Here is a 24,378-nt window from a genome sequence, read left to right as displayed (position 1 = left end):
AAGTATCTGCTGCGGAGAGTATTTCCGCTGTCTGCCGCGTCTCGATCTGCGTAAGGCGGGAAATTCCGGGATACCCGACGCGGCGCGGCGGCACATTACGACCTTAGCGGCCGGCGGCCAATCGCTGTTCGGCGGGCCGGTTCACCAATTGGCCGGCGCAACGGCCTCGCCGCGCAATTCGGCGAGACGGCGCGCCGTGCCGCCGGAGACATCCGCCGGAGGCGCCGCGAGAGGGAAGAAGCCGATTTCGCGAATCTCGAAGCGGGGCGCAGGCACCGCACCACAGGAGAAGCCGGAGACCCGGTAGCACGCCACATGATCGCGCCCGCCGAAGCGCGGGTTGTGGAACAGCCCATGCAGAACGAGCGGCCCCTCGGCGGTGACATTGGTTTCTTCCAGCAACTCCCGCCGCGCGGCATCCTCCGCGCTCTCAAGGGCATCCACCCCGCCACCCGGCAGGTGCCAGCCGGGGGCGTAGCCGTGGCGCACCAGCAGCACCTGCTCCTGCGGATCGATGACGATGACGCGCACGCCAAGCGTCACGCCATGGGTGATGCGGCGAAGCAGGGGGCGGATTAAAGCCATGTTTCCCCTTTATAGCCACGGCGTGGCCCGGCGCGGGATTTTATAACGCGCCGGCCGCGTTGTGCTGGCCTCAGGCCGCGAGCGTCTCGGCTTCGATGGCTTCCGCGCGCTGGAACGCGGGACGCGCCACGCAGCGGGCCACGTAATCCGCGATGATCGGGCGGTCCTTGACGACCTTCAGCAGGGTCATGCCGTACCACATGCTGCAACCGATCATCACGTCCACGGCGGTGAACTGCTCCCCCATCGCCCAAGGGCCGGGCGAGACGAGCCCTTCTATCGTGTCCATCACGCGGTCGAACGTGCCCCAGCCGGCGGCGCGGGAGGGGATGGAGACATTCGCCAGCTTCTCCACGAAGGCCGATTCGATGCAGGCGGCATCGAAGAACATCCAGTGCAGATACGGGCCGCGCGCGATATCGCCCACCGGCGGGGCCAGCTTGGCTTCGGTCGCGAGGTCCGCCACATAGGCGCAGATGGCACCGCTTTCGGCGAACGCAACGCCCTGGTCCTCGAAGGCCGGCACCTTCATCATGGGATTGATGGCGCGATATTCCGCGCTTTGCAGAGCATCGCCATTGATGTCCACCAGCACCCGCTCATAGGGAAGGCCCGCCTCCTCCATCATCCAGAGGGTGCGGAATGCGCGGGTGTGAGGAGCCCAATACAGCTTCATGGATGGCGTTTTCCTGTTATGGAGACTTTAGAACATATAGAGAACGAGGACGTCAGCCAAGGCGCTGGCCGGCGTCCTCCCCGTGTTTCCCTTGCCGTCTCACGGTCGAACGGCGATAATGACTGGACGGCCTGGGGTGCCGTGCATAATGCACGGCTGAGATCATACCCATCGAAACCTGGTCTGGATCATACCAGCGTAGGGAGGAGCCGATGAGCGAGAGCTTGTCGCCCCCATTTGTTGCGAAGTCCCGCCCGTCCGTCGCCATTGTCGGCGCGGGCGTAGTCGGCCTTGCCATCGGCTGGCGTCCTGGCACAGGCCGGCTGCACGGTGGATATCTTTGATGCCGGCAAGGCCGGTGCAGGCGCGAGCCACGCCGCCGCCGGCATGCTCGCGGCCTGTGCCGAGGCGGAGCCGGGCGAGGAAACACTGCTCGATCTGAACCGCGAGAGCCAGCGCCAATGGCCGGCCTTCGCGGCCGACCTGGAGCGCGCCTCCGGCCTGTCCGTCGATCTGCGCGAAAGCGGCACCCTCGTCGTCGCCCTCAATGCCGACGATGCAGCAAAGCTGCGCCACCAGCATGCGTTCCAGCAATCCCTCGGTCTGCCGGTGGAATGGCTGACCGGCGCCGAGGCGCGCCGGCGCGAGCCGCACCTCGCCACCAAGCTCGCCGGTGCGCTCTGGTGTCCCGAAGACCACCAGGTGGACAACCGCAAGGTTGCCGCCGCCCTTCTTGTCGCGACTGAGAAGGCCGGAGTGAGGCTGCACGAGCATGCGCCGGTGGAGCGTGTGATGGCCGGCGCCGACCGGCCGCGGGGCGTCATGGTCGGCGGGCAATTGCACAAGGCCGACATCGTGGTGCTGGCGGCCGGTGCCTGGTCGCGCGGCGTCGATATCGCACCGGCGGCGCCCCTCCCCGTCCGCCCCATCAAGGGGCAGATGCTGGCGGTGCAGATGGACCCGGCCGCGCCGGTGCTCTCCCATGTGCTGTGGGGACCGGGCACGTACATGGTCCCCCGCAAGGACGGCCGCCTCATCATCGGCGCCACGGTGGAGGAGAAGGGCTTCGACACTCAGATCACCGCCGGAGGGCAACTGGCGCTGCTGACCCATGCGTGGCGCGCCGTGCCGACCATCGAGGAACTGCCGATCATCGAGCAATGGGTGGGCTTCCGCCCCGGCAGCCGCGACGATGCGCCGATCCTCGGACCGAGCGAACTGGACGGGCTGATCTACGCCACCGGCCATCATCGCAACGGCATCCTGCTGCTGCCGATCACGGCCAAGGTCATCGCGGATCTGGTGCTCGACGGCCGGCTCGATGCCCATGCTGCGCCGTTCGGTGCAGAGCGGTTCCGGCCCCGCGCGGCGGCTGAGTGAGTCCCATGCAGACTACACTCCTCGACCTCAAGGTGAATGGTGCGGGCGAAACGCTCGCCGTCAGCACCCTTTCCGATCTCCTCCACGCCAAGGGCATCGAGGCCGCGCGCAAGGGTATCGCCGTGGCGCTGAACGGCGCCGTGGTGCCCCGGGCCCGCTGGGCCGAGCAGATGCTGACCTCGGGCGACACCATCGAGATCATTCAGGCAAGACAGGGCGGATAAGCCCGCTGAAAGACCAGACCATGACCAGCTTTTCCGACCCCCTCGTCATCGCCGGCCGCACGTTTTACGTCGCGCCTATTCCTCGGCACAGCCGGCTATCCCAACCAGAAGGTGTTTCTGGACGCGCTCGAAGCCTCGGGCTCGCAGATGGCGACCGCCTCGATCCGCCGGATCAGCTTGGCAAGCTACGAGGAAAGCCTGACCGACCTGCTCACCGGTCGCGTCCATATCCTGCCCAACACCGCCGGATGCCAGACCGCCAAGGACGCGGTGCTGACCGCCGAACTCGCCCGCGAGGCTCTGGAGACGAATTGGGTGAAGCTGGAGGTGATCGGCGACCGCGAACTGCTCTATCCCAACGTCGAGGAATTGCTGAAGGCCACCGAGGATCTGGTCGCGCGCGGCTTCGTGGTGCTGCCCTATTGCAATGACGACCCCGTCACATGCCAGAAGCTGGCGGACCTGGGGTCGGCGACCGTCATGCCGCTGGGCTCCATGATCGGCTCGGGGCTGGGCATCGCCAATCCGCACATGATCGAACTGATCTGCGCCCGCTCGCCGGTGCCGGTGGTGCTGGATGCCGGCATCGGCACCGCCTCCGACGCGGCGCTCGCCATGGAACTGGGCTGCGCGGCGGTGCTGCTCAACACAGCGGTTTCGAAGGCCCACGACCCGGTCCGCATGGCGGCCGCTTTCCGCCACGCGGTGGATGGCGGACGGCTGGCTCGCCTCTCCGGGCGCATCCCCAAGAAGTTGCACGCGGAAGCCTCCAGCCCGGAATTCGGGCTGGTGGGGACCTGAAGCTACACCTGCTTCGGCGCCCGCTCGATGGGTGCGACACCCGATACGAGGCACGGCGAGAAGAATAGATAGCCGCGCCAGGCACCGTGGATGGTGCGTGACATCACAAGCAGCCAGAAGCCGGCCAAGCAGACGATGAGGACCCCGCCGATCACCGAGAAGAAGCTAAAATGGGTGACGCGCGCCAGCGCCAGCGTCGCAAGGGAATAGACCCCCAGCGGGAAGGTGAAGGCCCACCAGCCGATGTTGAACGGCATGCCCTCCCCCATGTAACGCACAGTCTTCAGCACCGCGAGCATCAGCCACCACGCGCCATAGCCCCAGAGGATGGCGCCGCCGATGATGCCGATGCCGAACCCCACATCTCCCACCACCGGAAGGCCCTGTGCGGTGAAAATCGCGGGCGCATTGCCGCCCAGCAGCAGCAGGCCGAGGGAGCCGGTGCCGATGGGACCCAATGCCAGCCAACTGGAGGCCGCCATGTCGCGCACCGGCAGCTTGTAGAGGATAAGCCGCAGCAGAAGGATCACCAGGATGCTCATGGCCAGCGGCACCGAGAACGCCCAGAGCACATAGCTGATGATGTGCACGCCATAAGCCTCAGCCGGTTCGAGATGGGGCACCAGCAGCGCACCGCTCGCCGCCGCCACCTCGGCTGCCACGATCGGCAGCAGCCAGACCGCAGTCATCTTCTCCAGGCTGTGCTCCTGGCGCGTGAACATGAGGAAGGGAATCATCAGTCCGCAGGCGATCGCCATGGCCACATCGATCCACCACAAGGTATGGGCGATGCTCAGCGCCGTGCTGCCCCACATGGGGATGCCGAACACCAGGAAGCCGTTGATGATGGTGGCCAGCCCCATGGGAATGGTGCCGAAGAACATGGACACCACGGGATGCTGGAAAATCCGCCGGGCACCGTCGAAGAAGAAAATCCAGCGCGCGGCATACATGCAGGAGAACAGGACGAAGAGGGCGATGTTCATCAGCCAGAGCGCACGGCCAATTTCCGGCAAGAACGGGATCGGCAGCGGAAACTGATTGAGCGCGAGTGCGAGCACGCCGGTGCCCATGGTGGCGCCGAACCAGTTCGGCGTGAACTGGCGGATCATCTCCTTGAAGTCGCCGGCCTGTGCGGGCCCGGAACTCGGGGCGATAGAGACCATGTCAGCCACGATGAAGCTCCTCCCACGCAAGGTGCCCGTCCAGGGATACCTACGTTCCCACTAGAGCATTTTCGCGCGGAACGGGACTCTGCTTCGCGTTGAGGAAATGCCGCAGGACCATCAAACTCGTCCCCGCAGCATCGTGACGCACCGCTTACCTTGTCTCACCGCCCATGGCATCCTCCCGCCGAACCGGACGCCTGCCTTGCCGCCCCTCCCCTCGCCGCCCCTGCTGCTGATTACCGACCGCGCGCAGGCGAAGGGCGGGCTGATGGCCGTGGTCGAAGCGGCTCTTGCCGGAGGCGTGCGCTGGATCAGCGTACGGGAGAAAGACTTGCCGGACGACGAACAGGTGGCGCTCGCCTCAGCCATCCGCGCCCTGGCGATCCCGTTCGGTGCGCGGGTGACGTTGCACGGGCAGGCGGACCTTGCCCTGCGCGCCGGGCTCGATGGTGTGCACCTTCCGGCGGGCGAGAATGCCTTCGCCGCGCGCGCGCGGCTGGGAACGGCCGCTCTGGTCGGGCAATCAATCCATGGCATGGAAGAAGCCTCGGACGCCGAACCCGGCGTGCTCGATTATGTGGTGGCCGGCCCGGCCTTTGAGACTGCCTCGAAACCGGGCTATGGGCCGGCGCTGGAGGAAATGGGGCTCAGCCTCCTGGCCGCGACCTCGCGTGTGCCGCTGCTGGCGCTCGGCGGCATCGACGCCCGCACGCTACCCCGCTGCAAGACATCAGGAATTGCCGGCGTCGCTGTTATGGGCGGCGTGATGCGCGCGCAGGACCCAGCGGCCGAGGTGCGTCAATTGCTCAAAATATGGAATAATTCTAACGGAGGCTGAAGCCGTGACATCTCCTTCGCCCGCCGATCAGGTGTCAGCGTCGGGCTGGAGACAGGCTCACCACAAGTTCAAGGTGGCCCGTGCTTCCTCGGACATACGGCCCTGATCCCACGGGGGATCGAAGGTGATCTCGACCGTGACATCGCCGACGCCGGGCACCGAGGCGACTGCATTCTCCACCATGCCGGGCAGTTCAGCAGCCGCCGGGCAGTTGGGTGTCGTCAGCGTCATCTCCACCGCAACCGTGCGGTCGTCGGCAATATCAACCTTGTAGATCAGCCCGAGTTCGTAAATATCCACCGGGATTTCGGGGTCATAGACGGTCTTCATGGCGGCGACGATGTCGTCCGTCAGGCGGGTCAATTCCTCCTCGGCGATCGCGGAGGTGAACGCCGGAGAGTTCGGGGTCTCGTTGGTGATCGTATCGCTCATGAAAATAAATCCTGCGCCTTCAAAAGGGCCTGCGCAAGGCGGTCCACGTCGGCACGGCTGTTGTAGAGCGCCAATGATGCGCGGCAGGTCGCCGTCACTCCATATCGGGCAAGAAGCGGCTGTGCGCAATGGGTGCCCGCGCGCACGGCAACGCCATAGCGGTCCAGGATTGTCGCCACGTCGTGGGGATGAGCGCCCTTCATCTCGAAAGAGACAATGGCGCCCTTGCCCGCAGCCGTGCCGATGATCCGCAGGCTGTTCATCGCCCCCAGCTTCTCGTGCGCGTAGAGGGAAAGCTCATGCTCGTGGACGGCAATCCGCTCGCGGCCAAGGCTTGTCATATAGTCCAGCGCCGCGCCAAGGCCGATGGCCTGCACGATGGGCGGGGTGCCCGCCTCGAAGCGATGCGGCGGGGCGGCGTAGGTGACGCGCTCCTCGCTCACCTCCCGGATCATCTCGCCGCCGCCCTCATAGGGGGGCATCTCGGCCAGGAGGTCCAGCTTGCCATAGAGGACGCCGATGCCGGTCGGACCGTAGAGCTTGTGGCCGGTCACGGCGTAGAAATCGACGTCGAGATCCCGCACGTCCACCGGCATGTGGACCGCGCTCTGGCAACCATCCACCAGCACTTTCGCACCCACCGCATGGGCCGCGCGGGCGATCTCCTTCACCGGCGTGACGGTGCCGAGCACGTTGGACATCTGGGTGACGGCGACGATCTTGGTCTTGGGCGTCAGAAGCTGCTCAAAGGCGGCGAAGTCGAACGCGCCGTCCTCGGTCACGGGCGCCCATTTGATGACGGCGCCTTTGCGCTCGCGCAGGAAGTGCCAGGGCACGATGTTGGAGTGGTGCTCCATGATGGAGAGCACGATCTCGTCGCCGGGCTGGATCGACTGGCCGAACGAATTTGCCACCAGATTGATGGACCCTGTGCCGCCGCGCGTGAAGATGATCTCGTCGATCGACCCGGCATTCAGGAACGCCCGCACGGTCTCGCGCGCCGCCTCGAAGCCCTCGGTCGCGGCATTGGCGAGATAATGCAGGCCGCGGTGGACGTTGGAATATTCGCTCTCATAGGCCTGCCGCATCCGGTCCAGAACCTGGCGCGGCTTCTGGGCCGAGGCGGCATTGTCGAGATAGGAGAGCGGGTGGCCGTTTACCTCGAGTGAAAGCGCCGGAAAATCGGCGCGGACAGCTTCGAGATCATAAGAGCCGTTGGCAACGGCGCGGTGAGGCTGGGTCATGGAATAATCCTTGCCGGACAACGCCCTCTCCCGCTTGCGGGGGAGGGTTGGGGTGGGGGCATTCCGGGCGGCATCCCGCCGTTCCGTCGAATGCCGCGCCTTCCTCCTGCCTAGCCCTCCCCCGCAAGCGGGAGAGGGAACCTCCGGGCTCAGCCCGCCCGCGTCTTCAGCCAGTTTTCGGCGCGGGCGATCAGGGCCTCGCGCAGATCGTCGTTCTCCACGAATTCCAGAGCTTCACCGACGAACGCCTGGATCAGCAGCGCCTCGGCTTCCTTGGGAGGAATGCCGCGCGCCTGGAGGTAGAACAGCAGATCCTCGTCGAGATCGCCCGCCGTCGCGCCATGGCCGCACTGGACGTCATCGGCGAAGATCTCAAGCTCGGGCTTGTTGTCCATCTCGGCCGCTTCGCCGAGCAGCAAGGCCTGGCTCATCATGCGCCCGTTGGTCTTCTGCGCGTCGGGACGCACCACGATCTTGCCCTGGAACACACCGCGCGTTTCGTCGGCAAGAACCGTCTTGAACAGTTCCCGGCTTTCGCAATGGGCAACGGCATGGTCCAGCACGAGCGTCACGTCGGCATGCTGGCGGCCCTTCAGCAGGGTCACGCCGCGAATGCCGGCGTGGGAATTCACCCCGGCGAACCGGCCGTAGAGGCTCACGCGCGATGCGGCGGCGCCGGTGGTGAGACCGAAGGAATGGAATTTGGTATCGCGGCCGATCTCCACCATCACGGTGGCGAAATGGAGCGCCGCGAGGCTGTCCTCCTGAAGGCGCACATAGTCCACATGGCTTTCGTCGCCCGCGAACACTTCGAGCGCATCATTGATCTGGTAGGCGACGCCTTCGCGGCCCTGGAAACTCTCCACCAGGGTCACTGTCGCGCCCGCGCCCACATCCACCAGATGCCGAGTGAAAGTCGAGCCAGCGTCCGTGCCCGTGAAGACGTGGGCGATATGCAGCGGGCGCTCGATCTTGGCGCCGTCCGCCACATGGATCACCACGCCTTCGCCGAAATAGGCGGTGTTGAGAGCGAGTACGGCGTCATACCGCTGCGGCGCCAGGGTTCCCAGGCGCTCCACCGTGCCACGGCCGTCGGTAAGCGCGCTGGCGAGCGCCACCACGGATATGCCGGGCTCAAGATCGGCGAGATCCGAGCCCTCCGCGTTGAGCTGGCCATCGATGAACAGAATGCGCCGTGTGCCGGGAAACGCCACGGGCTGCACCGCGCCATCGACGTCCAGGCCAAGAGGCTTGGCCGGCGGGGCGAAGGTGCGCATCATCGCGCGCAGATCGGTGTATTTCCACTCTTCCACGCGCCGGTGCGGCAGGCCATGGGTCGCAAAGGACGCCAGCGCCGCCCGGCGCAGTTCATCGAGGCGCGCCGCGAGCGGCCCCTGAAGCGTCGCGTCGGCGACGCGCTCCTGCATCAGCACGAGAAGTGCCTGCTCTGCGGCGGTGCGCACGGGTTGAGTCTGGACGTTCATGGTCTCGTCCTCACGCCGCGTCCTGGCTGTAGCCGGCATAGCCCGAGGCTTCCAGCTCCAGCGCCAGTTCCTTGCCGCCGGTGCGCACGATCCGGCCCTTGTGCATCACATGCACCACGTCGGGCACGATGTGGTTCAGCAGGCGCTGGTAATGGGTGATGACGATCATGCCGCGCTCGGGCGAGCGCAGCGCGTTCACGCCTTCCGACACCACTTTCAGCGCGTCGATGTCGAGCCCGGAATCGGTCTCGTCGAGGATGCAGAGCTTTGGCTGAAGCAGGGTCATCTGGAGGATTTCGTTGCGCTTCTTCTCGCCGCCGGAGAAGCCGACATTGACGCCGCGCCGCAGCATGTCCTGGTTGATGCCGAGGTGCCCGGCCTTGTCCTTCACCACCCGCAGGAATTCGGGGGTGGAAAGCTCGGCCTCGCCGCGCGTCTTGCGCTGCGCGTTGATGGCGGTGCGCAGGAACGTCATGGTGGCGACGCCAGGAATTTCGATCGGATACTGGAAGGCGAGGAACACCCCTGCGGCAGCGCGCGCGTCCGGCTCCATGTCCAGCAGGTTCTCGCCGTCCAGCAGCGCCTCGCCCTCGGTGACCTCATAGTCCTTCTTGCCGGCGAGGACGTAAGAGAGGGTGGACTTGCCGGAACCATTCGGCCCCATGATGGCATGCACCTCGCCCGGGTTCACCGTGAGGTTCAGGCCGCGCAGGATCTGGTTGTTCTCGATCTGGGCGTGCAGGTTCTTGATTTCGAGCAGGGCCATGGTCTTGTCCGTTTTGTTTCGGCGGGCTGCTGGAGCGGCCGGGTCAGGTCCGGCCATCACATCCAGCAAGTCCGCAATTTGCAGCGTGCCCGGGCTTGGCCCGGGCCGTTCAAAGCGATCAGCCCACCGAGCCTTCGAGGCTCACCGAGATCAGCTTCTGGGCCTCCACGGCGAACTCCATGGGGAGTTGCTGGAGCACGTCCTTGACGAAGCCGTTGACGATCAGCGCGACCGCTTCCTCGGAGGAAAGCCCCCGCTGGAGGCAGTAGAACATCTGGTCCTCGGAGATTTTCGAGGTGGTCGCCTCATGCTCGAACACCGCGGTGGAATTCTTCGCCTCAATGTAGGGCACGGTATGCGCGCCGCACTTGTCGCCGATGAGCAGCGAATCGCAATTGGTGAAGTTGCGGGCGTTGGTCGCCCGGCGATGCGCCGTCACCTGTCCGCGATAGGTGTTCTCCGAGCGGCCGGCGGCGATGCCCTTGGAGATGATGCGGCTCGACGTATTCTTGCCGAGGTGGATCATCTTGGTGCCGCTGTCCACCTGCTGGTAGCCGTTGGAAATGGCGATGGAATAGAACTCGCCCTGGCTGTTGTCGCCGCGCAGGATGCAGCTGGGATATTTCCAGGTGATGGCAGAGCCGGTTTCCACCTGGGTCCAGGAGATCTTGGAATTGTCGCCCCGGCAGTCGCCGCGCTTGGTGACGAAATTATAGATGCCGCCCTTGCCGTTCTTGTCGCCGGGATACCAGTTCTGAACGGTGGAATATTTGATCTCGGCATCCTTCAGCGCCACCAGTTCGACCACGGCAGCGTGAAGCTGGTTCTCGTCCCGCTGGGGTGCGGTGCAGCCTTCGAGGTAGCTCACATAGGCCCCCTCTTCGGCGATGATGAGAGTGCGCTCGAACTGGCCGGTGTTGCGCTCGTTGATGCGGAAATAGGTCGACAGCTCCATGGGGCAGCGAACGCCCTTGGGGATGTAGACGAACGACCCGTCTGAGAAGACCGCCGTATTGAGCGTGGCGTAGAAATTATCGGAGACCGGCACCACGGAGCCGAGATACTGGCGCACGAGGTCGGGATGTTCGCGGATGGCTTCGGAAATCGCGCAGAAGATCACGCCGGCCTTGGCCAGTTCCGCCTTGAAAGTGGTGGCGACCGACACGCTGTCGAACACCGCGTCAACCGCCACGCGGGACGACGGCTCAATGCCCAGCAGGATTTCCCGCTCGCGCAGCGGAATGCCGAGCTTCTCGTAGGTGGCGAGGATTTCCGGATCGATCTCGTCGAGCGACTTCGGCCCCGGCGTCGATTTGGGCTGGGAGTAGTAGTAATAATCCTGGAAATCGATCTTGGGATAGCTGACCCGAGCCCAGGTGGGCTCCTCCATGGTCAGCCAACGCTGATAGGCGTCGAGGCGCCACTGCAGCATCCACTCCGGTTCGTTCTTCTTCGCGGAGATATAGCGGACGGTGTCTTCGGACAGGCCCTTCGGGGCCTTCTCGCTCTCGATGTCGGTAACGAACCCGTACTTGTACTGATCGACATCGATCGATCGGGCAAGATCGACCGTCTCCTGAACTGCAGGCATCTTCTCGTCTCCTCTCCCGCGCGGGGTCAAGGCCCGCGGGTCAAGTTCCGTAAATCCCATAAGCCCATCTTGGGCGACCCGCTGAGCAGGCCGACCGCCATGCGCTCTATGCCGCCCGTACCGGGTGGCTTCGAAGCCGCGGCACCGCGCGGCCGAGGGCCGCGAGCGCCAAATCCACATCCTCTTCGCTGCTCGACCAGCCGAGCGAGAGCCGCACGGCTCCGCTTGCTGCATCGCTCGCGAAGCCCATGGCCGCGAGCACATGCGAAGGTCCGACCTTGCCCGAAGAGCAGGCAGACCCCGCACTCACCGAGATATGGGCGAGATCGAGTGCGATAACCAGGGTTTCAGCCTTTAATCCGGCAAAAATCACGCTGGACGTGTTCGGCAGACGCTGCGCGCCCGCACCCACGACCAGCGCGCCCTGGAAGCGTTCCACAATCCCCTTTTCGAGACGCGCGCGCAACCCCTGCAACCGGGCCGATTCGCGCACCATGTCCGCGCCGCTCACCTGCGCCGCTGAACCGAAACCTGCGATCGCCGCGACATTCTCCGTTCCGGCGCGTCGTCCCCGCTCCTGCCCGCCGCCGGCGATCAGCGCCGCGCGGGGCCGGCTGTCGGGATGGCGCGCCACCAGGGCGCCCGCCCCCTGGGGGCCGCCGATCTTGTGGGAGGACAGGGTGAGAAAATCGACGCCGAGCGCCTCCATGTCGAGGGACAGACGCCCGGCCGCCTGGACCGCATCGCAATGGACAACCGCATTGTGAACAGCCGCAAGGCGCGCCGCCTCGGCAACCGGCTGGATGAGTCCGGTCTCATTGTTCGCCAGCATCACCGACAGCAGGGCCCGGCGGCCTTCTCCCGCATGCCGCATGAGGGCCGCTTCGAGATGGGTCATATCGATGCGCCCGTGCGCATCCACCGGCAGCACCTCCACCGCTTCCGCCGAAAACCGATGGCCGCGCAGCACGGACGGGTGCTCGGCGGCGCTCAGCAGCAGCACGTCGCACGTCACAGGGCGGCCCGCGATGTCCAGTTCCGGATGCAGAACCAGGGCGTTGGCCTCCGTGGCGCCGGAGGTGAACACCACGCCGGCCTTCGGCGCCCCCGCAAGCTCGGCCACCTGGACCCGCGCCCGCTCCAACCGCGCCCGGGCGGCGCGCCCGTCCGCATGGACCGAGGAGGCGTTTCCCGGCTCGCCCAGTGCCTCCACCATCGTTTCGCGCGCCTGCGGGCGCAGCGGAGACGTTGCGTTGTGATCGAGGAAAACCCGCTGAGGGCGGCGGGAAGACATGGGATCGGTCATGACGCAAACCTCATGGCGCAAACCTCCAGCGTCGGCTCCGAGGCGGGCGTTACCGGCCCGGCCCCAGCCTGCCGGCGCCCAAGCTTGCAATTGCGCCTGATCTCGGTCATACGTCAAACTTCACCCGTTCCGCGTCATGCAGCGACGATAACCTTGTGCGCCCTGACGAGGAAAATTAGAATTATTCTAAATCGTTAGGCGGCCCCTCCGGCCAAGTCAAGGCGCCTACGGGTGGGCGTCTCGCGGGTGTTATGACTGCTCGGCTCGGCCGAGACGCACCTTCCGACTTTGCCGGAGCCGCCCAAGAGGTCGCGGACGTCCCATGCCCGAAGTCATCTTCACTGGCGAGAAGGGGCGGCTTGAAGGCCGCTATCAGCCCGCCAAGACGCGCAATTCCCCCATCGCGATCATTCTTCATCCGCATCCGCAGTTCGGCGGCACGATGAACAATCCGGTCGTCTACAACCTGTATTATCAGTTCGTGAACCGGGGCTTCTCGGTGCTGCGCTTCAATTTCCGGGGTGTCGGCCGCAGCCAGGGCTCGTTCGACCACGGCACCGGTGAGTTGTCCGACGCAGCCGCCGCGCTGGATTGGGCACAATCCGTGAACCCCGACGCGCGCGCCTGCTGGATCGCCGGCGTCTCGTTCGGCGCCTGGATCGGCATGCAGCTCCTGATGCGCCGTCCGGAAGTGGAGGGCTTCATCTCGGTGGCCGCTCCCGCGAGCCTTTACGACTTCTCCTTCCTCGCCCCCTGCCCCTCGTCCGGCCTGTTCGTGCACGGCGACAAGGATGCGGTGGTGCCCACCACGGCCGTTGCCACCCTGGTGGAAAAGCTGAAGACCCAGAAGGGCATCGTGATCGAGCAGCAGATCATTCCGGGCGCCAACCACTTCTTCGACGGCAAGGTCGACGAATTGATGGGCACCATCGGCACCTACCTCGACAAGCGCCTGCCCGGCACCCGCAAGGAAAGCGCGGCCTGACACCCACATAGATGTCAGTAGCGGGCGGCGGCGAAAAGCCGGACGCCCGCTTTTTTTATCAGGGTATTTGGTCCAGCGCTTTGCGCGCCCGGGCGATGCCGTGGTCGCCGATTTCCTGCTCGGCCAGTATCTCGTCGGAGATATAGACCCGGAACTTGTCCTGCGGCAGCCGGCAGCGGATGGCATAGAAGAACACGCCGACCGACAGGATGACGATGAGGGCCGAGTCCAGCCCTCCTCTCAAAATCCCGGCCCCGCCGAAAGTGCTGAGCGCCGAAATCAGCCCTATCCCTGCAAAGTAGGGGGCAAGCCACACCGCCTGCGCATAGTCCGGCGTGCCTTTGATGTGCTTCAGCGCGTAGGTGAAGAACAGGATCGCGCCGAGTGTCAGGCAGATGCCCAGCCGCCACACCGTCGCCCAGCCCGACCACAGGATGATCAGGGTCGTGATGACGAACGCCGCGCAGGCGATGACATGAACCGCCGGAAGCACGATCGGCCGGCGCGCCTTCGGCAGAAGGTGGCGCAGCGCCACCACTGCCACCGGGCCGACGATGAACGACACCATGATGGCGGAGGAGTTCAGCTTCACCACCTCCTCGAACGGGAGGAGGAAGAAGGTGAACACCGCCACGCACAGGTTCATGATCAGCGCGGAGAGCGGCACGCCCCGGCTGGAGAGGCGCGCGATCAGCTTCGGGAAAAGCCCATTCTCCGCCAGAGCGAAGCCGAGCCGGGCGCAGGAGCCGGTCGCCACCAGCGCGCCGCCCATGGGGCCGACCACGGCGCCCACATTCAACAGGCTCACCAGCCACATCAGCCCGAGCGCGCTCGCCACCGCCCCGAGTGGGCCGAAATCGCTGGAAAGCGACAGGCGCGCCCAGCCATTCACCAGTTCGCTTGGTTCCAGCGCACCGATGAAGGCGAGTTGCAGACCGCCATAGATGAGGAAGCAGATGAAGAGCGAGAGGATCAACGCCACCGGAATGTTGAAGCCGGGATTGCGCACCTCACCGGCCATGTCCACCGCGTGGCGGAAACCGATGTAGGAAAAGATCACGCCACCGGACGACACGGCGCTGAGGATGCCGGACCAGTGAAACGGCGCGAACCCGCCATGATCGGTGAAGTTGCTGACCTCGAAGCGAGACACCAGCAGCGTAACCACCAGCACCAGGGGAATGGCGATCTTCGCCCAAGTGATGGAGCTGTTCACATAGGCGAAGAATTTCACGCCCACGGCGTTGATGATGACGAACAGCAGCAGAAACCCCATCGCCACACAGATACCGGCGAACGAAAGGTCCGAACCCGGCCCGTTGCGATACAGCCAGTCCGAATGGGGGCCGAGGTAGCGCAGCATAGCCTCCACCTCGATCGGCGCCTGCGTGGTGTAGCCGATCCAGCCGCTCCACCCCATCATGGTGCAGACGAGATTGCCGTGGCTGAACAGCGGTACGCGGGCAACACCGCCGGGCACCGGCAACATGGCGGAGATTTCGGCGAAGGTGAGCGCCAGCAGCAGCATGGCGCCGCCGCCGATTCCCCAGGCGACAAGCGCCGCCGGGCCGGCATGCTGGGCCGCGAGCAGGGGCGCGAACAGCCAGCCTGAGCCGATGATGCCGCTGACCGCCACGAAGGTCAGACCCACCAGCCCGATGTCACGGTGCATCTTATTGTTCATCGCGTCCCCCCGCCGCCGCCGCGGCACAGCATCGTCAGTCCAGCGAACCTATTGGCCGCGCATCGGACCGGCGTCAACGGCCCTCGAAAATCAGCCCCCCGCACAACGGCGCGGGGGCGCGCGTGGTGGTTGGGAAAGTGAGGGGGAGCCCGAGAAGGGTCCGCACCGCCAGGAAGCCGAAGGCATGGGCCTCAAGGCCATCCGCCGACCACCCCACCGCATCCGCCGACATCACGGGGCGTCCCAGCCGGGCGCGCAGCATGGCCAAGAGCGTCGGATTGCGGGCCCCGCCGCCCGCCACCACCCAGGCCGCCGGCGGACGGGGCAGGAATTCCACGACGGCGTGCACCGTAGCGGCGGTAAGGGCGGTGAGGGTCGCCGCACCATCCGGCGTCGACAGGCGCTCCGGCCGGACGCGCGCGGCCACATGGTCGCGGAAGGCGTTGCGGTCGAGGGACTTGGGCGGCGGCAACCGGAAAAAGGGGTGATCGAGCGCAGACGCAACTGCCGCTTCGTCCACCTCTCCGGTCGCGGCAAGCGCGCCGTCGGCATCGAACGCCACCCCGATGCGGGAAAGCACGAAATCATCGATCAGCGCATTGCCGGGCCCGGTGTCGCAGGCGATCGGGTCCGCGCCCTCCTCCAGGATCGTCACATTGGCGACCCCGCCGACATTGAGCACCGCCAGCGGGCGCGGCAGGTGGAGGGAACGGGCCAGTGCCTGGTGGAAGACAGGCACCAGCGGCGCCCCCTCCCCGCCCGCGGCCACGTCGGCGGCCCGGAAATCCGCCACCACCCGCGTCCCGAGCGCCCGTGCCAGTTCCGCGCCGAGGCCGATCTGCACGGTGAGGCCGGCATCCGGACGGTGAAACACGGTCTGGCCGTGAAAACCCACCACGTCGATATCACAAGGGGAAAGCCGCATCTGCGCCAGCAGCGCGATCACCGCCTGCGCGTGCAGATCCGTGATGCGGCGCTCCGCCTCGCCCAGCGCGCCGGGGCGGGCGTCGCGGGCGTTGAGGCCGCGCGCATCCTCCATGGCCTGCACCAGAAGCCGCCGCATCTCGGCATCGAATGGAAAGGTCGCTGACGGCCCGAGCCAGTCCACATGCTCCCCATCGGTGTCGATGAGGGCGGCATCAATGCCGTCCATGGACGTCCCGCTCATCAGGCCGAGCGCGCGCACCTCAGACCGTTCCGCCTTCGGAGGACACCACGAGGCGCGGCACCAGATCGCCCGGCGCCGGATCCTTGGCCGCGAACGCCTCGCGCAGCGCCATCACGCCCAGCGGCCGGCGGCGCAGGCAGCGCAGCGCCTCCGCGCGATCGTTGCGCAGGAGGTCGCGCACCAGCTCGCTCGCGAATTCCGGCAAAGCCTCGTAATTGCCGAGATAGATCAGCCGTTTGATCGCCATGTCCTCAAGCTCGCCCCGCCCTTGCCGCAGCAGGCGGTTCCACTGGCGCTTGCGGTCGGCGCTGTTCCAGGGCGAGAGCGGGCGGAAACTCCATGTTGCCTTGGGGGCGATGGCGATGTGATGCTTGGTCCAGGGCGTGCCCAGGGCGTCGAGGTTGTGCATCAGCGCCGAACCGATCAGCCCGTCGCCCCGGTAGAGACCCACCGGAATGCGAAAGTCCTGCTCGGCCATGCGGGCAACAAATTCGCCGCGCAACGCGAACAGCGAGCCGTGAATGCCGGGGTTGATCATCATTTCCGCGCGCATGGCATCCGCGCTGCGGCCCGCGCTCGGCACGGCAGCCGCCGCCATGGCGCGCGGATTGGCGGCGAGCGTCTCAGCAAGATCGATCAGTGAATCCGGGGTGATCATCGCGTAGGCGTCGACGAAAAAGCAGATTTCCGCTGTGCGCCTCAGGTGGTGGACAACTTGATTGATGGCGTTGGATTTGTCCGCATAATCAATCTCATAGACGCTGAACGGCACGCCGATCTCGGGCGCGGCAGCCTTGAGCGCCAGGGCCGATCCATCCGAGCTTCCGTTCAGGATCACGCTGACATGGGCGTCGCGCCCATCCACCGCGCGGGCGATATGCTTGAGGCAGGAAATCAGCGTCGGGCGCTCGTTGCGGGCGAACACGGCGATGCTCCACGCACATAAACGTGGCGCGACATCCTCGAATGGCTTAGTCAGCAAGCGCCCTTCCCCCAGCTTCGACATTTGAGCCCGACGATGAGCGCGTTCCGTTCCGACCTTCTGCGCACGCTCCAAGAGCGTGGCTACATCCACCAGTGCTCCGACCCGGAGGGCTTGGACCAAAAGGCGTCGGCCGGGCCGATCACCGCTTATATCGGCTTTGACGCCACCGCATCCAGCCTACATGCGGGGCATTTGCTGTCCATCATGATGCTGCGCACGCTTCAGCGCACCGGCCACCGGCCGATCGCGCTGATGGGCGGCGGCACCACCAAGATCGGCGATCCGTCCGGGAAGGACGAAGCGCGCCGGATGCTGACCGACCAGCAGATCGAGGACAACATCGCCTCGATCCGCCGGGTGTTCGCGCGCTTCCTGGATTTCTCCGCCGGCGCGGTGATGGAAAACAACGCGACCTGGCTGGACGAGCTGAAATACATCCCGCTCCTGCGCGAGGTGGGGCCGCACTTCACCATCAATCGCATGCTGACCTTCGATTCGGTGAAGCTCCGGCTGGAGCGTGAGCAGCCGCTCACTTTCCTCGAATTCAACTACATGATCCTCCAGGCCTACGATTTCGTCGAGCTGAACGCGCGCCACGGCTGCATTCTGCAGATGGGCGGCTCGGATCAGTGGGGCAACATCGTCAACGGCATGGAACTGGGCCGGCGCATGCGCGGCGCGGAGCTTCACGCCCTCACCACGCCGCTGCTCACCACCTCCTCCGGCGCCAAGATGGGCAAGACGGCGGGCGGCGCGGTGTGGCTCGATGCCGACCTGCTGAGCCCCTATGAGTATTGGCAGTACTGGCGCAACACCGGCGATGCCGACGTTGAGCGGTTCCTGAAGCTGTTCACGGAACTGCCCCTAGATGAAATCGCGCGTCTCGGCGCCCTCCAGGGCCAGGAGATCAACGAGGCCAAGGACATCCTCGCCACCGAGGCGACCGCCCTGCTGCACGGCCGCGCCGCAGCGGACGAGGCCAAGGCAACCGCCCGCACCACCTTCGAGGACGGCGCGCTCGCGGTGAACCTGCCGAGCATCGAGATACCGGCCGCCGAACTTGCGACAGGGATTGCCGCCAACACCGCTTTCGTCACCGCCGGGCTGGTGGCCTCCACCAGCGAGGCGCGCCGCCAGGTCAAGGGCGGCGGGCTGAAGGTGAACGACGCCACGGTCACCGACGAGAAGCTGGTGCTGACACAGTGCGATCTGACGCCGGAAGGCGTCATCAAGCTCTCGCTTGGCAAGAAGAAGCACGTCCTCCTGCGCCCGCTCTGAGCCTCCGTAAGATGCAAAAAAGGCTCCCTCGCGGGAGCCTTTTCTGTTTTAGGCGAGGACGCCTCAACGCTTCCAGCGGCCTTCATACTTGAACTGGGGCGCGGCTTTCACCTGCTCCTTGGTCGAGTTCATGGTCGCCGACCACTTCTTGTCGTTTTCGGAATAGGCGATCTTCACAGAAGACGGGCGCACGATCACATAGTGCTCGCCCATACCCAGGAAACCGCCGACCGAGAGAACATAACCGGTGACGTCGCCCTGCGAGAGGATGATGTCCTTGATCTCGCCGACCGTCTCATTCTGCGTGTTCTTCACGTTGAGGCCGATGAGATTATAGCTGAGCACGTCCGTCGGCTTTGCTGCGACGAAGGTTTCCGTCGTGACCGCCGTTTGCGCCATGGCGGGAAGCACCGGAGCCACCAGAAGGGACGTGGCGGCAAGGGCGAATAGAACGCGGCGCATGAGGTAAACTCCTGATTCTTAATTGATATCAGGAATAACGCCCGCGCACGGTTTAGGTTCCTGCCGGCCGCCTAGCGGGCGGGCGGAGGCGCGATGGAGGTGTCGCGGAACTCGAACATCTTGCGCAAAAAGCCCGGCGCCACGGCCGACAGCGGATTGATGGTGAGGCGCGGACCGCTCAAGGGGCCGACGATCTCGAACGTCACGCCCAGCAGCCCCTCGTTCGGGCCGCCACCCAGCAGCATGCCGATCAGCGGCAGCTTGGAGAACAGGTTGTTGAGGCCGTAGGCCGGCACATAAGTGCCGCGCAACGCGATGCGCTCGGCGGCGAAATCAACGACCCCGTCCACGGTGGCGCCGGCGACCGGCCCCCAGATGGCGCCCTCGCGGACGGTTATGCTGCCCGGCGTACGGGTGAACTTGGTCTGCGCTTTCTGGAACGCCGCCGTGCCCGGTTCGGCGCGGCCGGAGGAATCGCGCGCGGCCGAGGCCAGAATGTCGAGTCCGCTTTCGCCGCGCACCACGAAGTCACGCAGGTTGATCGTACCTTCCTGCGGGCTGGTGTCGCCGCGTGGCGGGTCCACCGAGACCCACATCTCGCCGCCGTCGATCTTGGCGTAGATGTCGAGGAAGCGCATCACCGCGCCGGCATCCGAGGTGGTGATCATGAGCGCGTTGCGGCCATTCACCGGCCGTATGTCGCCGCTCAGGGTCCCGTCGCGCCCGGCCCGCGCGGTCAGGGTGAAATTGCGCATCTCGATGCCGCGCCGCCCCACTGTCAGGTCGAACTGGCGCAGCACCTCGCCATTGTTGCCGGTGAGCGCGCCGATGACTGCCTCGACGTCGACGTCCTGGTTGCGGGGCTTAGGCCCCCTCTGCGGTGCCGAAGCCGGCGTGCCGACGAGGCTTTTCATGATGCCCCGCGCGTCCACCACTTCTCCGGTGATGCGCACCTTGAGCACATCGCCGGAGCGGGTGGCGGTGAGGCTCGCCTTGTCGCCGTCGCTCAGCTGGAAGGTCGGAAAATTGGCCGAGAGCACGTCGCCGGAATCAGCGATCTCGACGGCCCCCCTGATCAGCGAGCCGGAGCCCTCCAGCACCAGATCGTTGAGCTTCACCGTTTTGCCGGCATCGGTGGAGGTGAAGCGCGCCTTCAGCGGCTTGCCCGGCGGCTTGGTGAGGCCGGGCACCAGATCGGCGATGCGCGCGCCCGTCAGGTCCAGCTCGATATTGGCCTTGGTGATCACATTGTCCGTGGTGCCGACCAAGCGCACCAGCACCGGGCCGGTGACGGCCGGCAGATTGATGCCCAGCTTGGCGCGAGAGGCATCATCCAGGGTGGCGTTCACCTTCACATTGGCGTCCGCGACATCTTTTTTCTTCTCATATTCAAAGCTGGCGGGCGCCCCGGCGATCCTGCCATCGCCGCGCAGCAGGATGCCGGCGGGGGTCGCGAATGCAATCACCGTCGCGCCTTCCAGCCGCTGGTTCGCAAACACCGCGTCAACGCCGAAATCGGTCAGCGTCGCTTCCACCGAATAGTCGGTGTCCTTGGGATCCTGTACGCGGCGGAAGTGAATGTTGATCTGAACCAGGGCGGAAAGCTTGCCGCGCGTGGTCGAGGGATCATAGGCGGTGCCGGTTGGCCCCTTCAGGGCTTCTGTGCCCAACAGTTCGATGCCGGCATCGGCCGGGCCGTTGATCTTCACCTGGATCTGGGCACGCGGCTCACGCGGGAAATAGTCCGCCATGAGGAAGGTGCCGTCCGACATGGTGAGCTTGCGGTTCTGGGGCGTGATGACCACCCCTTCCGGCATGTCGGCGCGCACACTGCGCCCGGTCACCACCACGGCGAGCTTGACATCGCGGATCGGTGGCAGGCCCTTCATCGCCTGGAGCGTGAAGCCGGTGCCGGAGATTTCCAGGTGCACCGCATCGTCGGGCAGCGGAACCTCCTTCTGCCCGATCAGCTCCAGCGGCATGTTCACCTTCAGCTTGGTGCTCTCGATGGTGCCGCCCGTCACGTTCTGGAGCACATAATCGCGTGCCGGCGGGGCGATCGAGACTGGCCAGAAGCGCCGCACCGTGGACGAGGGCATCTTGCCACCCGATGCTTCGAGCTTAATGATCGGCAAAGGCACGCCGAAATCCGCCATGCCGCTGAAGCTGAGGCTTCCGCCGACGCCGGAGAGCATGCCGTTTTCAAACGTCAGCCGCTTGTCGGCGGGCTGGTAGCGCCCGTTGACGCGCATCTGGTCGATCACCAGAGGCGGATCGGGCATTTCCGGCCCCGCCAGGATGATCTGCTGCTGACGCAAATTGTAGGTCCACACCTCGCTGGCGGAGGCTGGAATGTTGATCTCGCCCTGAAGCGCCACCTTGTTGGCGTTCTTCCCCGCCGCAAGCGGATCGATCACGATGATCCGCCGCACCGGGTCCAGGGTCAGGCCGAGGCGCAGGTAATCGACGGTGAAACGCTCAAGCGGGTCCTCGCCGTTGCCGATCTGGCCGGCGCCGAACTCGACATCCATCTTCGCCGCCAGCACCCGCCCGTCGGTGGCGAGACGCGCCTTCAGGCGCGCGCCGAGCGGCAGGTCCATGTAGAAGCGCCGCCAGTCCTGCGTGAACGCCTGCACCAGATCGCGGGTCGCCACATCCTTCAGCACCATGTCGAAGGTGCGCTCGCGCTCCCTGACGGGCCCGATGGTGGCAACCAGCGTCGCCGTCGCGCTCGGCCCCTGGAACGCAAAGCTCAGAATCGCGCCCCCCATTTCCGGGCGGGACATGCGGATGGAGATGTGCTGGAACGCATAGCTCTTGCCGCTGGACTCGTTCTCGACCTTCAGCGTGCCGTTCTTCAGCCCCACATCCTGAAGCGCGCCGCCGTCCAGGCCGCCGTTCTCCAGTTCGTTCAACCAACCCGCCAGCGCCCTCAGGGTCAGGGGATCGGTGCGGTCCCGCTCCGCCTCGGCAACGGCGGCGACGTCCGAAGTAACGCCGGGCGCGGGCTTCGCATCGCGCGCCGGGACGGGTGTCGAGGTCAGCGGCGTGGCGCCCTTACCGGTGGCGACTGCCACAACGCCCGAGGCCGCGATCTTCACCGTCATCTCCGCGCCGATCAGGTCGACGCGTCGCGCGCGAGGCGAAAGGGTGAGAAGGCTGCCTTCAAGCTCCACCTCGGCGCTCGGCGCGGCGGCAATCAGTTCGCCCGCCGACCCGACCACCTTGATGTCGTGCACGATCACCACGGTGCCGCCGTGGCTCATGGTCTCGACCGAGGTGGAACCGATGATGACGTCGTATTTGCCACCCAGGCGCTCCTCAAGGGCGCGCTCAATATAGGGCGTAGCAAGGTTGGCGGTGACGGTACCGCTCGCGATCAGGCCATAAAGCGCGAGCGCACCGATGCCTGCCAGCGCCACCAAAGAGACGAGCGACCATACGACGACCTTGGCGAACCGGCCACGGGGAACCAGCGCCCCGGCGATACCCCGAAGGCGCCCAGGCCGCGCATGCCGTGCCGGCTTGGGCTCAGCCGTCTCGTCCCTCATCCCTCAGTCGTCCTCCGGCTGCGCAAAGGCGCCCCCGCGCCGGCTTTCCAAGCGGCGCAGAATGTATCATCCCTGGCATCAGGCAAGGGCGTAAGCCTGCCGGTAGTCCGCAGACACGTCGAAAGGAAGGCAGATGTCGCAATTTCCCGCAGAAGGCTCCAAAGCTCCCCCCTTCTCGCTGCCCCGCGATGGCGGCGGCAATGTGTCCCTGGAAGACTTCAAGGGCCGCAAGCTGGTCATCTACTTCTATCCCAAGGCCGACACCCCAGGCTGCACGAAAGAGGCCATGGCCTTCAACGCCTTGCGGGCCGCTTTCGATGCCGCCGGCGCCAGCATCCTCGGCGTCTCCGCGGATCCGGTGAAGGCTCAGGACAAGTTCAAGGCGAAATACGACCTGGATTTCCCGCTCGCCTCGGACGAGACCCGGACCATGCTCGAAGCCTATGGCGTCTGGGTGGAGAAGAGCATGTATGGGCGAAAATACATGGGGATAGAGCGCGCCACCCTGCTCATTGACGGTAGCGGAACCGTGGCCACGACCTGGCCGAAAGTGAAGGTCGAGGGCCACGCCGACGCTGTGCTTGCCGCCGCCCAGGCGCTCTGATTCGCATCAGGCATCCGCTTCGGGCAAATCGACCGGCGCGCCGCTTGCCGAGGAGGCGAGGATCGCGTCGATCAGAGCCTGGACACCCAGCGCCGAGCGCCCGCTGGCGCGCGGCGCCCGGCCCTCGTCCACCGCGTCGAGGAAGTCGGCCATCAGCGCCTTGTGCGCCTCGTGGGAGAACGCCATCGGGTCGGCCCCGCCGCCGCCCCCTTGCGCGCCCTCTTCGCGCACATGGCGGCCGTCCTTCCAATAGATGTCCAGCGTGTCGGCGGCGATGATGGTCGTCGCTCTCTCGCAGGCAAGTTCCAGCCGTTCGGGAAAACCGGGGTATGCGACGGTGGTGGCATCAATGGTGCCGATGGCGCCATTGCGGAACGCCACCGCCGCCGCAGCCATGTCCTCGCTGTCGATGGGCCGCAGCGGCGACGTGACGGTGAGGGCGGCAACCCGCGCCACCGGCCCCGTCAGGCTCAGGAACAGGTCAAGCGTGTGGATTGCTTGGGTCAGCAGAACCCCGCCGCCGTCGCGGGCGATGGTGCCCCGGCCGGGCTGGGCATAATAATCCGCCGGGCGCCACCAGCGCACCGAAGCGGAGCCGGAAATCAACGGCCCGAACGCACCCTCCCCCATCATCTTCGCCACTTTCAGCGAGGTGGGCCGGAAGCGATGCTGAAGCATGATGGCCAGCGTGCGGCCGGCACGCTCCATCGCCTCCACCGCCGCGGTGGCGCGCGGCAGGTCCACCTCCACCGGCTTTTCCAGCAGCACATGCTTACCCGCCTTGGCGCACCGCGTGACGAGGTCGAGATGGGTGCGCGGCGGGGTCAGCAGCAACACCATGTCGATGGTGGTATCGGCCAGGATGGCGTCGAGATCGCCGGTGACGTTCAGGTCCGGGTTTACCGCTGAAAACGCCGCCCGGCGTTCCGCACTCGGCGCGTAACAGGCGGCAATCGAGACCCGCTTGGCGAGTTCGCGCAGGCTCGCCAGATGCGGCGCGTGGGCCATTCCCAGCCCGACGATGGCGATTTGGTGCATGTGCCTGCAGCCCTCCTGTCGAACCCGATCGCGCAAAAATTGCTCCGCATGGGCGCCATGCGTGTGCATACGGGAACCGTTTGGCTGCACAATCGTATTAACGCCGTGCACGCGCTGGCGTGCGACC

The 24,378-nt window shown here is 65.8% G+C and carries 21 protein-coding genes, 1 pseudogene and 1 riboswitch; of the genes and pseudogenes, 7 read left to right on the top strand and 15 right to left on the bottom strand.

The features are described 5' to 3' along the window. Positions 1 to 141: 141 nt before the first annotated feature. Positions 142 to 585 (bottom strand): NUDIX domain-containing protein, encoded by a 444-nt coding sequence (locus ADADO0_RS12760; protein ID WP_511305537.1) that lies wholly within the window; start codon positions 583 to 585, stop codon positions 142 to 144. 70 nt (positions 586 to 655) lie between these two features. Further along, a complete protein-coding gene (locus tag ADADO0_RS12755) occupies positions 656 to 1,261 on the bottom strand; it encodes a glutathione S-transferase family protein (protein WP_511305536.1) in 606 nt (201 codons plus the stop codon). Between the two features lie 122 nt (positions 1,262 to 1,383). Then, positions 1,384 to 1,485, top strand: a riboswitch (TPP riboswitch). A 67-nt stretch (positions 1,486 to 1,552) separates the two neighbouring features. On the opposite strand from ADADO0_RS12755, the gene thiO reads away from it, so the two are divergent. From thiO to ADADO0_RS12740, 3 genes and pseudogenes are all read left to right on the top strand, one after another. Beyond that, entirely contained in the window at positions 1,553 to 2,641 is a 1,089-nt protein-coding gene (thiO, locus tag ADADO0_RS12750) for a glycine oxidase ThiO (RefSeq protein WP_511305535.1), read from the top strand. A 5-nt stretch (positions 2,642 to 2,646) separates the two neighbouring features. After that, a complete protein-coding gene (thiS, locus tag ADADO0_RS12745; protein WP_511305534.1) occupies positions 2,647 to 2,865 on the top strand; it encodes a sulfur carrier protein ThiS in 219 nt (72 codons plus the stop codon). A 20-nt stretch (positions 2,866 to 2,885) separates the two neighbouring features. Next, positions 2,886 to 3,666, top strand: a pseudogene (locus tag ADADO0_RS12740) (thiazole synthase). 2 nt (positions 3,667 to 3,668) lie between these two features. On the opposite strand, the gene ADADO0_RS12735 reads toward ADADO0_RS12740, so the two are convergent. Then, on the bottom strand, positions 3,669 to 4,832 hold the full coding sequence (locus ADADO0_RS12735; protein WP_511305904.1) for a TDT family transporter: 1,164 nt from the start codon (positions 4,830 to 4,832) through the stop codon (positions 3,669 to 3,671). Positions 4,833 to 5,037: 205 nt separating this feature from the next. Between ADADO0_RS12735 and ADADO0_RS12730 the strand changes: the two genes are divergently transcribed. Continuing rightward, a complete protein-coding gene (locus tag ADADO0_RS12730; protein WP_511305533.1) occupies positions 5,038 to 5,673 on the top strand; it encodes a thiamine phosphate synthase in 636 nt (211 codons plus the stop codon). A gap of 57 nt (positions 5,674 to 5,730) precedes the next feature. Here ADADO0_RS12730 and ADADO0_RS12725 read toward each other — a convergent pair whose 3' ends face one another. The 6 genes from ADADO0_RS12725 to ADADO0_RS12700 form a co-directional block, all read right to left on the bottom strand. After that, positions 5,731 to 6,105 carry an SUF system Fe-S cluster assembly protein gene (locus ADADO0_RS12725; RefSeq protein ID WP_511305532.1) on the bottom strand — a complete coding sequence of 125 codons (375 nt, stop codon included), beginning with the start codon at positions 6,103 to 6,105 and terminating at the stop codon, positions 5,731 to 5,733. Continuing rightward, the gene (locus ADADO0_RS12720) at positions 6,102 to 7,349 is read right to left on the bottom strand and encodes a cysteine desulfurase (protein ID WP_511305531.1); all 1,248 of its coding nucleotides are present in this window, start codon (positions 7,347 to 7,349) and stop codon (positions 6,102 to 6,104) included. The genes ADADO0_RS12725 and ADADO0_RS12720 overlap by 4 nt, the downstream gene beginning before the upstream one ends. A 149-nt stretch (positions 7,350 to 7,498) precedes the next feature. Further along, positions 7,499 to 8,833, bottom strand: coding sequence for a Fe-S cluster assembly protein SufD (gene sufD, locus ADADO0_RS12715; RefSeq protein ID WP_511305530.1), 1,335 nt, complete (start codon positions 8,831 to 8,833; stop codon positions 7,499 to 7,501). A 10-nt stretch (positions 8,834 to 8,843) separates the two neighbouring features. Beyond that, a complete protein-coding gene (gene sufC, locus ADADO0_RS12710) occupies positions 8,844 to 9,599 on the bottom strand; it encodes a Fe-S cluster assembly ATPase SufC (RefSeq protein ID WP_511305529.1) in 756 nt (251 codons plus the stop codon). A gap of 118 nt (positions 9,600 to 9,717) precedes the next feature. After that, on the bottom strand, positions 9,718 to 11,190 hold the full coding sequence (sufB, locus tag ADADO0_RS12705; protein ID WP_511305528.1) for a Fe-S cluster assembly protein SufB: 1,473 nt from the start codon (positions 11,188 to 11,190) through the stop codon (positions 9,718 to 9,720). Between the two features lie 106 nt (positions 11,191 to 11,296). Beyond that, on the bottom strand, positions 11,297 to 12,496 hold the full coding sequence (locus ADADO0_RS12700; RefSeq protein ID WP_511305527.1) for a cysteine desulfurase family protein: 1,200 nt from the start codon (positions 12,494 to 12,496) through the stop codon (positions 11,297 to 11,299). Positions 12,497 to 12,818: 322 nt separating this feature from the next. Here ADADO0_RS12700 and ADADO0_RS12695 point away from each other — a divergent pair, with 322 nt between their 5' ends. Further along, the gene (locus ADADO0_RS12695; protein WP_511305526.1) at positions 12,819 to 13,481 is read left to right on the top strand and encodes an alpha/beta hydrolase; all 663 of its coding nucleotides are present in this window, start codon (positions 12,819 to 12,821) and stop codon (positions 13,479 to 13,481) included. A gap of 58 nt (positions 13,482 to 13,539) precedes the next feature. Here ADADO0_RS12695 and ADADO0_RS12690 read toward each other — a convergent pair whose 3' ends face one another. From ADADO0_RS12690 to ADADO0_RS12680, 3 genes are all read right to left on the bottom strand, one after another. Continuing rightward, complete coding sequence (locus ADADO0_RS12690) at positions 13,540 to 15,165, bottom strand: APC family permease (RefSeq protein WP_511305525.1); 1,626 nt, start codon at positions 15,163 to 15,165, stop codon at positions 13,540 to 13,542. Positions 15,166 to 15,238: 73 nt separating this feature from the next. Then, positions 15,239 to 16,351 carry an anhydro-N-acetylmuramic acid kinase gene (locus ADADO0_RS12685; protein WP_511305524.1) on the bottom strand — a complete coding sequence of 371 codons (1,113 nt, stop codon included), beginning with the start codon at positions 16,349 to 16,351 and terminating at the stop codon, positions 15,239 to 15,241. Position 16,352: 1 nt separating this feature from the next. Continuing rightward, positions 16,353 to 17,315 carry a glycosyltransferase family A protein gene (locus ADADO0_RS12680; RefSeq protein WP_511305523.1) on the bottom strand — a complete coding sequence of 321 codons (963 nt, stop codon included), beginning with the start codon at positions 17,313 to 17,315 and terminating at the stop codon, positions 16,353 to 16,355. Positions 17,316 to 17,351: 36 nt separating this feature from the next. Here ADADO0_RS12680 and tyrS point away from each other — a divergent pair, with 36 nt between their 5' ends. Then, the gene (tyrS, locus tag ADADO0_RS12675) at positions 17,352 to 18,596 is read left to right on the top strand and encodes a tyrosine--tRNA ligase (RefSeq protein ID WP_511305522.1); all 1,245 of its coding nucleotides are present in this window, start codon (positions 17,352 to 17,354) and stop codon (positions 18,594 to 18,596) included. A 63-nt stretch (positions 18,597 to 18,659) separates the two neighbouring features. On the opposite strand, the gene ADADO0_RS12670 is transcribed toward tyrS, so the two are convergent. Both ADADO0_RS12670 and ADADO0_RS12665 read right to left on the bottom strand, forming a co-directional pair. Beyond that, positions 18,660 to 19,058 carry a PRC-barrel domain-containing protein gene (locus ADADO0_RS12670; RefSeq protein WP_511305521.1) on the bottom strand — a complete coding sequence of 133 codons (399 nt, stop codon included), beginning with the start codon at positions 19,056 to 19,058 and terminating at the stop codon, positions 18,660 to 18,662. Between the two features lie 71 nt (positions 19,059 to 19,129). Continuing rightward, on the bottom strand, positions 19,130 to 22,609 hold the full coding sequence (locus ADADO0_RS12665; RefSeq protein WP_511305520.1) for a YhdP family protein: 3,480 nt from the start codon (positions 22,607 to 22,609) through the stop codon (positions 19,130 to 19,132). Between the two features lie 133 nt (positions 22,610 to 22,742). Between ADADO0_RS12665 and ADADO0_RS12660 the strand changes: the two genes are divergently transcribed. Continuing rightward, complete coding sequence (locus ADADO0_RS12660; protein WP_511305519.1) at positions 22,743 to 23,213, top strand: peroxiredoxin; 471 nt, start codon at positions 22,743 to 22,745, stop codon at positions 23,211 to 23,213. A 6-nt stretch (positions 23,214 to 23,219) separates the two neighbouring features. Here the strand turns inward: ADADO0_RS12660 and ADADO0_RS12655 are convergent, their stop codons facing one another. Then, positions 23,220 to 24,251 (bottom strand): Gfo/Idh/MocA family protein, encoded by a 1,032-nt coding sequence (locus ADADO0_RS12655; protein WP_511305518.1) that lies wholly within the window; start codon positions 24,249 to 24,251, stop codon positions 23,220 to 23,222. Positions 24,252 to 24,378 lie beyond the last annotated feature (127 nt).

It is taken from the genome of Aquabacter sp. (assembly GCF_965279295.1).
In the GTDB taxonomy this organism is placed as follows: Bacteria; Pseudomonadota; Alphaproteobacteria; order Rhizobiales; family Xanthobacteraceae; genus Aquabacter.
Note: the sequence above shows the minus strand (reverse complement) of the source record. Positions and strands in the feature narration are given on the sequence as shown.